The 884-nt window shown below is 67.2% G+C and carries 1 protein-coding gene and 1 pseudogene; both read left to right on the plus strand.

Annotated features, from left to right (window positions below):
- Positions 1–216, plus strand: a pseudogene (locus B2W70_RS17530) (nitrate reductase molybdenum cofactor assembly chaperone); the annotation flags it as partial.
- A 1-nt stretch (position 217) separates the two neighbouring features.
- The coding region (gene narI, locus B2W70_RS17535) for a respiratory nitrate reductase subunit gamma (protein ID WP_286747768.1) at positions 218–884 on the plus strand (667 nt) is incomplete at its 3' end.

The following is an 884-nucleotide window of genomic DNA, read 5'->3' on the forward strand; positions in this document are numbered from 1 at the left end:
AGCCTGTACGCGCACGTCCCGGCCGCCCTGCTGGAGCTGATGGGTCACACCATCGAGCCCACCGAGGTGCCCGAAGACGAGGCGCTCGATGACGCCTGGGCCGAGCCCGCCGCTTTCGATGGCTGCTCGACCAAAGGCCAGCAACGCGCCGACCAGCCCCAACCCATCCACATCGTGCGCACCCAGCGCGCATCCACCACGCAACGAGGAGCATGAGATGAGCCTCACCCACCAGTTCTTCTTCGGCATCTACCCCTACATCGCCATGGTCGTCTTCCTGCTGGGCAGCCTGGCTCGCTTCGACCGCGACCAGTACACCTGGCGCAGCGAGTCGAGCCAGATGTTGTCCACCGGCCTGCTGCGCGCTGGCTCCAACCTCTTTCACCTGGGCATCATCGGCCTGTTCTTCGGGCACTTCTTCGGCATGCTGACGCCGGCCGACCTGGTCCATGCGCTGGGCATCAGCGCTGGGCAAAAGCAGATGCTGGCCGTCGTGGCCGGCGGCATCCTGGGCAGCGTCTGCCTGGTCGGCCTGCTGCTGCTGATCGCCCGCCGCCTGGGCAACGAGCGCGTGCGCGCCACCAGCAAGCCACGCGACTTCCTCGTGCTGTTCTGGATCTTGGGCACGCTGCTGCTGGGCCTGTCCACCGTGCCCCTGTCGCTGGAGCACCGCGACGGCGCCACGATGCTCAAGCTGATGGCCTGGGCGCAGCACATCGTCACCTTCCGTGGCGATGCGGCCAGCCTGATCGCCGACGTCTCGCTGGTCTTCAAGGTGCACATGGTGGCCGGCATGACGCTGTTCGTCATCTTCCCCTTCACCCGCCTGGTCCACGTCTGGAGCGGCTTCGCTGCCGCCGGCTACGTGATCCGCCCGTGGCAGG

This window comes from Aquabacterium sp. UBA2148 (assembly GCF_002328915.1).
Lineage (GTDB): Bacteria > Pseudomonadota > Gammaproteobacteria > Burkholderiales > Burkholderiaceae_C > Aquabacterium > Aquabacterium parvum.